2 protein-coding genes are annotated in these 8,141 nt (G+C 65.4%); both read left to right on the top strand.

What is annotated here, in order from left to right:
- Positions 1 to 52 precede the first annotated feature (52 nt).
- Complete coding sequence (locus BG55_RS05830) at positions 53 to 7,075, top strand: SDR family NAD(P)-dependent oxidoreductase (protein ID WP_235192727.1); 7,023 nt, start codon at positions 53 to 55, stop codon at positions 7,073 to 7,075.
- Positions 7,072 to 8,141 (top strand): Gfo/Idh/MocA family oxidoreductase (locus BG55_RS05825; RefSeq protein ID WP_034935391.1); only part of this gene is annotated, 1,070 nt, incomplete at its 3' end. The genes BG55_RS05830 and BG55_RS05825, both read left to right, overlap by 4 nt.

Below are 8,141 nucleotides of genomic sequence, written 5' to 3'. Positions count from 1 at the left end.
CTGGCGGGAAGCCGCCGCCGATGCCGTCAGCCAGACAGATGCTGCTCCCGCCATGCTGCCCGCCGCGCGACGGATGGTGGAAAAAGCAGGCGCAGAGCTGGACCTGCCGCGCCTTCAGCAACTCTATCTTTGCGTTATCCACCTGCATGCCATCTATGTTGACCGGCTGGTACGTCGCTGCGTCGGTGACGCCATTGACCAGGGCGTCAGCGCACTGAGCATCCTGCGCGGAGGACGGCTGCTGCCGCGTCACCGCCAGCTGCTGGTACGCCTGCTGAATGCCTGTGTCGAAGATGGCTGGCTGCGATGCGACGGCGAGCGTTACGTCACCCATACGGCCGCCCCGCACGCGGATTGCCCGTCGCTGCTGGCAGAGCTGAAAAGCTGCTGTGAAGGGCTGGACGTTATCGCCGAAACCGTGCAGCGCGCCGGTGAAAATCTGTACGCCATGATGAGTGGCGAGGTGGAGCCGGTGGCGGTCATTTTCCCGGAGGGGGCCTCCAGCGGCGTGGAAGTGCTCTACCAGGATTTCAGCTTTGGCCGCTATTTCAACCAGATTGCCGCTGCGGTAGTCAGCGACCTGCTGCGCCAGCGGGATACCGACGGAGAAGCGCCGTCGCCTTATCGCGTGCTGGAGGTCGGCGGTGGCACCGGCGGCACCACCGCCTGGGTGCTGCCCGCGTTGCAGCACCAGAGCGCGGTCCATTACACCTTCAGCGACATTTCCCCGCTGTTCACCCGCCGCGCAGCGGAGAAATTTGCCGCGTACGATTTTGTCAGCTACGGCGAGTTCGATCTGCAAAAGCCCGCCGGAGAACAGGGCTTTGCCGCAGGCAGTTATGACCTGATCGTCGCCGCCAACGTTATCCACGCCACCCAGCACGTCGGGGAAACCCTGGCGAATCTGCTGCCGCTGCTGAAGCCAGGCGGCAAACTGCTGATGCGTGAGATCACCCGTCCGATGCGGCTGTTTGATTTTGTTTTCGGGCCGCTGGTGCTGCCGCTGCACGATGAAAGCGCCCGTGGCGGCGAGCTGTTCCTCAGCACCGCACGCTGGCGCGAACAGTGTCTGGCCGCCGGTTTTGCCCGGGTGGAGTGGCTGCCGGAGGACGGTTCGCGCACCGCCGATATCAGTGAACACATCGTGTTAGCCACCGCACCGGGTGCCGAAGCCACGCACGGCAGTCTGCCGCTGGCAAAGGGGGTGCTGGGGCTGCCGCTGAGCAACGACGGCAGCTATCTGGCCGACTGGTCAGACTGCGCCGGGCAGCAGGCGGCCTGGCAGGCGCGTCTGCATGCGGCCTGCGCGGAGATGGCGCGTCGGCATGGCAACGGCCAGTCGGTAGCGCTGCCGGCAGCGGTTGACGCCGCCCCGGCGTGGCTGAATCTGGTCCGCCTGCAATGGCAGGCCGCACCGTTAACCGTCCCGCAGATTGAGCTGCGTCTCTGCCATCCCGACGGACGCTGGCAAACGCTCTCCGCCGACAGCGAGGCGTTAACGCTGAGCGCCGCGCCGGAAACCCACTACCAGTGGCACTGGCAGGCGGCGGCACCGGCTGTCGCCGCAGAAAACCACGGCGGAGAAACCTGCCGTCTGGCGGGAAATACCGCTGGCCCACTGGCCGCTGCGCTGCTGCGGGCCGGTGTCGCCGCCCCGCAGGCCACCGGCACGCTGCTGGTACTGAGCGAGGCTGATCATGACCTTACCAGCGCTGCACAGGCGCTGCTCAGCGCGCTGAACAACAGCGAGGAGCGCCGGGTGGTGCTGGTGACGCAGTCGGCCTGGTCGCCGGACGGTGGCGAAGCGATCAACCCCTGCCAGCATGCCCTGTGGGGACTGGTGCGCACCGCCGCCATCGAACTGGCCCGTCAGGATCGTTGCATCGCGGCAATCGATCTTACTGCCGCCGCAGGCTGGCAGGAGCTGGTGCTGGGCCTTCAGGCTATCAACGGCGGTGAACGCGGCGTGGCTGTTCGTCAGGGCCAGCTTTGGCTGCCGCGTCTGGTTCAGCAGCCGTGGTCAGCACCGGCGCTGCACGCTGCCAGTCTGGGCGACGGCTGGCACGTGATCACCGGCGGCCTCGGCGGTCTGGGGCGTCTCAGCGCCCGCTGGTTAATCAGCCGGGGTGCCAGGCGCATTGCGCTGTTGGTTCAGCGGGAACATGCCGACAGCGAGGCCTTTATCGCGGAGCTGCAACGGACCGCCGACTGCACCGTACTCTGCCTGCGCTGCGACGTGGCCTGCCCGCAGGCGCTGGGCGCGGCGCTGAACAGGCTGGACGCTGACGGCGGTATTGCCGGGGTGATCCACACAGCCGGGGTGCTCGATGACGGGCCGGTCAGCGCCCTCACCGCTGAGCGGCTGGCAGCGGTTCTGGCGGTAAAAGCCACGGCGGCGGCCACCCTGCATGATTATCTTAGCAAGCGGGCGCAACCCGCCTGGCTGCTGCTCTACTCTTCTGCCGCCGCCACGCTGGGCAGCGCCGGTCAGGCAGCCCACGCGCTGGCCAGCGCCTACCTGGACGGGCTGGCACTGGCCGCCAGCGACGGGCCGCTACGGGTGATCTCCGTTGCCTGGGGCGCATGGGGAGAGAGCGGCCAGGCGGCGCAGCGCGAGGTGCAGCAGCGGCTGGCGGCAGAGGGCATGGCGCTGTTAAGCGATGCCGAAGGCTTGTGGCATCTGGAACAGGCAATTTCCCGCGCCGCCCGCTGGCGACTGGCGATGCGCGTTGACTCAGCACAGCTGGACAGTCTGCGCCAGCGGCTGTTCGTCGGGCAGCACGCTGCTCTGCCAGTGCCGCAGGCAGCAGCCGCCGCATCCCGTCCGCCCGCAGCCCATGAGCTTTCGCCTGAGCGGTTAAGCGATACGGCGGCAGTCGCCGCCTGGCTGACGGTGCAGATTGCCGGTCAGCTGCGTTTGGATTCGCCTGAACGCCTGGCTCCCACCCGCGATCTGGTGCAGCTGGGCCTGGATTCGCTGCTGTTCCTTGAGCTGAGCAGCACCATTCAGCGGCGTCTGGGGGTGCGGGTTGACGCTGAGCAGGCCTATGCCGATCTGACGGTGAACGGGTTGAGCCGACTGATTGCCAGCCAGTCAGCGGCAGACCAACCACAGAACGACATTGCTCCGCTGGCGCACGATGCGGCCGGACGCTATCAGCCCTTCCCGCTGACGCCGGTCCAGCATGCTTACTGGATGGGACGCACCAGCATGATCGACTACGGGGGCGTGGCCTGCCACGTGCTGTTTGAGTGGGATCTGGATTATCAGCAGTTCGATCCGGCCCGCTTTGAGCAGGCGTGGAATGCGCTGGTACGGCGTCATGACATGCTGCGGATGGTGATTGACGACAGCGGGCTGCAACGCATTCTGCCGGAGGTGCCGGAGTATCGTCTGGTGCGCCACGACCTGCGCGATCTGACGCCGCAACAGCGGCAGCAGGCGCTGGAGCGTACCCGGCAGACGCTCTCTTACCGGGTATTACCCGCCGATCGCTGGCCGTTGTTTGAACTGGTCGCCAGCGAATGGCACAGCACGCACTACCGGCTGCATATGCATCTGGATCTGCTGCTGTTTGATGTGCAGAGTTTCAAGGTGATGATGGACGACCTGGCGGCGTTCTGTCGTGGCGACAATCCGTCGCCTTTACAGATAACCTTCCGTGATTATGTTCTCGACCAGCAGGCGCAGCGGCTACAACCGGCCTGGCTCAGCTCATGGTGCTGGTGGCAGACGCTGCTGAGCAGCCTTCCCCCGGCACCGGCACTGCCGCTCTCGCCGCAGGCTGCGCAGACCCAGCCGCACTTCACCACCTGGCAGCAGAAGCTGGATGCTGAGCAGTGGGGACGACTGAAGCAGGCGTGGCAGGGCTGGGGCGTCACGCCGTCCGCCGCGCTGATGACGCTGTTCGCCGCCACGCTGTCGCGCTGGGCGCGCTGGCCGGCGTTCACCCTTAACCTGACCTTCTTTAACTGTCGTCAGGTGCATCCGCAGATGCAGCAGCTGATTGGCGATTTTACCTCGGTGCTGCTGATTGATTTTGATCTGGCCGACGACGCGCTGAGCCTGCGTGACGCCATTGAGCAGACCCAGCAGCGTTTACGGCAGCGGCTTGGCCATAGTGAGGTGAACGGCGTTGAGCTGCTGCGTGAACTGGGGCGTCTGCGCGGGCAATCCCGTCAGCCGCTGATGCCGGTGGTGTTTACCAGTATGCTCGGCATGACCCTCGACGGTCTGGCGATTGACCAGGCGATGACCAGCCTGCTGGGCGATCCGGTGCATGTGTTCACCCAGACCCCGCAGGTGTGGCTGGATCATCAGGTGATGGAAATTGACGGCGAGCTGGTGTTCAGCTGGTACTGCATGGATGAGGTGCTGGCCGATGGCACGGCAGAGGCGATGTTCAACGACTTCCACCAGCTGCTGCTGGCGGTGGCCGAAAACCCGGCGCTGATGAGTCAGACGCCGCGCCGGACGCCTGCGCCAGCTGGCCTGATGCCGCCGCGCTGGCAGACGACGATTGCCGGTCAGAGCGTCGACCTCGCGGCGCTGGAACAGGCCGCCCGCCAGCAGCCCGGCGTGACGCTCGCGGCCGCCCGCTATCACGCCGACGCCGCCGAAATCCGCGTCAGTGTCGCCGCTGCGGAACAACACTTTATCCTGGACGACTGCCCTGCCCTGACGCCGCAAAATCTGCCGCTACAGGGACTGGATGCAGCACAGCAGGCACACTTTGACGCGGTGTGGCACGGGCTGGAAACCCTGGCGCTACACGGCATTGCCATGACGCTGGTGAAACACGGTCTGTTTACCGCTGAAGGCCAGCAGTTCAGCCTGGCGGAGGTCTGGCAACGGCTGGCGGTCCTGCCGCAGTTCGAACGGCTGGTGCGCCAGTGGTTACGTGCGCTGAGCGACGCCGGATGGCTGACGCAGCAGGACGACCACTTCCTGTGCCGCCGTGCGCTGCAACAGGTGCCGCCCCCGTCGTCAGTCCCGTCATCCGCCTGGGGTGATGCGCTGACCGCCTATCTCGATCGCAGTATCGCCCGCCACAGCGAGCTGTTGCAGGGGAGCTGTTCCGCGCTGGAACTGTTCTTTGTCGATGACCATGCGGTGACCCGTTCGCTGTATGCCGATAACCCGGCGGCACGCTGCGTGGCGGAAAATGTGCGCCAGATGGTCGCCGCCCTGGTGGCTGGCGCACACCGCAAGGTGGCTGACGCACACCACGAGGCGACTGACGCACACCGCGAGGCGACTGACGCACACCGCGAGGCGGCTGACGGACAGCGCGCGGCGACTCAGGCTGACGCTGATATCTGCTGGCGGGTGCTGGAGGTGGGGGCCGGGACCGGGGCCACCACCGGTGCGGTGCTCGCCGGACTGGGCGAGCAGCGAAATCGCTACCACTACACCGACGTCTCCACCCTGTTCCTCGATGATGCCCGCACGCGCTTTGCCTCGCGGGATGATATGGACTTTGGGTTGTTCGACATTAATCAGCCGGTGGACTACGGGCAGCACCCTGCGGAAGGCTACGACCTGGTGGTGGCAGCCCAGGTGATGCACGATGCCAGTCATATCGTGCGTTCGCTGAAACGTCTTGCCAGCCTGATGAAACCCGGTGGCCGTCTGCTGCTGATTGAGGCCACACACCGCGACAGCCAGCTGCAAATGGCCAGCGTCGGCTTTATTGAGGGGCTCGGCAACTATCAGGATTACCGCCTGCTGGAAGACCGCGCCATGCTGAACCTGGCGCAGTGGCAGGAAGCCCTGCAACAGGCCGGTTTCACTGCTGAACGGGCGTGGCCGGAGCAGTCCCTCTCCCCACTGCATCAGCATGTGATTGTGGCAACGATGACGCGGGCGGCGAAAATCGACTGCGCCGCGCTCCAACAGGCGCTGCATCAGCAGTTTACCCGGCTACCTGCGGCGCTGAAGGTGGTGCAACGTGAACCGCTGGATCTGTTTACCACCGATGACAGCGCAGCGGGCGTTGAGACGCAAAGCGTCCCCACGGAGACTGACCTCACCGCCGGGGCGGAAGACGGCGCGGCGGATGAGCAGCTGATCCATGAGGTCGGGCAAATCTGGCAGTCGCTGCTTGGCAGACCGGTCAGTCAGCACACTGACTTCTTCCGCAGCGGCGGCGACAGCCTGATTGCCACCAGGGCCATCGCCCAGCTCAACCGGAAAGGCATTGCCGGGGCCAGTTTGCAGGCGCTGTTTACCCACCCGGTGCTGGCACAGTTCTGCGCCACCCTCGGCGGGCGTCGCCAGGCGGCTAATCCGGTGCTGGTGCCGCTGACAACGGCGGGTTCTCCTGCCTCCGCCCCGGTACTGGTCTGCCACGCTTCCGACGGTGGCGTGGCATCGTATCTGCCTTTCGCCCAGGCTCTGGGAGCCAGCGTCTGGGGGCTTCAGGCACCGGAGACGGTCAATGCCAAAAGCCTGGCGGCGCTGGCGGAAAGCTATCTACCGGCGCTCGACGAGTTGCCCGACGGCAGCGCCATCACCCTGGTCGGCTGGTCTTATGGTGCCAGCGTGGCCGCCCTGCTGAGCCGCCTGCTGCATCAGCGCGGCACAGCGGTGCGCCTGGTGCTGATTGATCCGGTGTGCGGCAGTGATTTCCGCATCAACTCGCTCTCGGAACTGATGGTCCTGCTGTTACAGGAACGTCAGGTTCCCCTGCCGGAAGGCTGGGCCGGGTGGACGGAAACCGGACAGATTGCCGCATTTTCCCGCTGCGCACAGGCCGCCGGACTGACCGCACGCCCGTTGAGCGCAGAGGCGGCAGAGGCCTGGCTGACACGCATCTTCCGTCTGCTCACTCTGCTGGCGCAGCATCAGCCGGAACCGGTGCTGCCTGTCCCGCTGCTGTGGATTGAAGCCAGCCAGCGCCCGCCGCACTGGAGCAAGCCTGAACAGCAGTGGGCAGAGTGGAAACAACAATCCCGGTGTCATGTGGTGTCTGCCACACACTGGCAACTTATGGACCAGCCGGAACTGGCCGGCGAGCTGGCCTTGCTGGTCAGGCAGTGGTCAGAGACATCCTGTAAGGAGGAGAAGCAATGAAGCCGGTTGCGCTGAACAAAAACCGCCGGGTATTAGTCGCCGGAGCCAAATTTGGCGAGGTCTACCTGAATGCCTTTATGCAGCCGCAGGCCGGACTGGAGCTGGCCGGACTCTACGCCAGAGGCAGTCGCCGCGCCCAGCAGCTGGCGCAGGCTTTTGGCATCCCGCTGTGGACCTCGCCGGAGCAGATCCCGGACGATATCGACATCGCCTGCGTGGTGATCCGCTCGACGGTTGCCCAGGGAGAAGGCAGCCAGATTGCGGCGGAATTGCTGCAACGGGGCATTCATGTGTTGCAGGAGCATCCGTTGCTCCCGGAGGATATTGCCCGCCTGCAGGCGGTGGCACAGCAACGCAATCTGTTTTACCGGGTCAACAATTTTTACTGCCATCTGCCAGCCGGTCGCAGCTGGATTGAAAACGCACGGCGCGTCACCGGGCTGTTGCAGGGCCAGCGGCCCGCCACCGTCCATCTGGCCACCAGCCGCCAGCTGCTCTGCTCAACGCTGGATCTGCTGTTGCAGGCCTGCGGCATCACTGACGCCAGCCAGGTGGGTATCGAGGTGGCCCGGCACACGGGCGGGGATTTTGTCAGCGTCGGCTTACAGCTTGGGGAAGCAACCCACGCCACGCTGCACCTGCAATCGTATCTTGATCCCGCCGACCCCGACATGTTCAGTCTGGTGATGCATCAGGCCACGCTGTTCTGGCCCGCCGGTTATCTGACGCTGGCATCCAGTCACGGTCCGGTGGTGTGGACCGGGGCATTTCACGATCCGCTGCATCATAACCGCGAACGTACGCTCTACCGCTACGCCCCAGAGGTCGCCAGCTATCAGCAGCCTGTCTCCCGGCTGTTGCATCAGCCTGGCGGCAGCTGGCGTGAGTTTTTCGAAGTGGATGCCGCTGCCGCCACCGGCGAGGTGTTACAGGCACTGCGTGGCGCACTGGATGGCGAACCCCTGCCTGCCGCCTTTGACGCCAGCTATCAGCTGTCGCTGGCCCGGCTGTGGTTGGAGATTGTGCAGGCGATGCCGCCGGTGACTGAACGGCAGCTGACGCCGCC

Source organism: Erwinia mallotivora (genome assembly GCF_000590885.1).
Taxonomy (GTDB): Bacteria; Pseudomonadota; Gammaproteobacteria; order Enterobacterales; family Enterobacteriaceae; genus Erwinia; species Erwinia mallotivora.
Note: the sequence above shows the minus strand (reverse complement) of the source record. Positions and strands in the feature narration are given on the sequence as shown.

Excerpts from the sequence above, each read along its gene's own strand:
- BG55_RS05830 (WP_235192727.1), top strand. The coding sequence starts at position 53 with ATGCTGCCCGCCGCGCGACGGATGGTGGAAAAAGCAGGCGCAGAGCTG.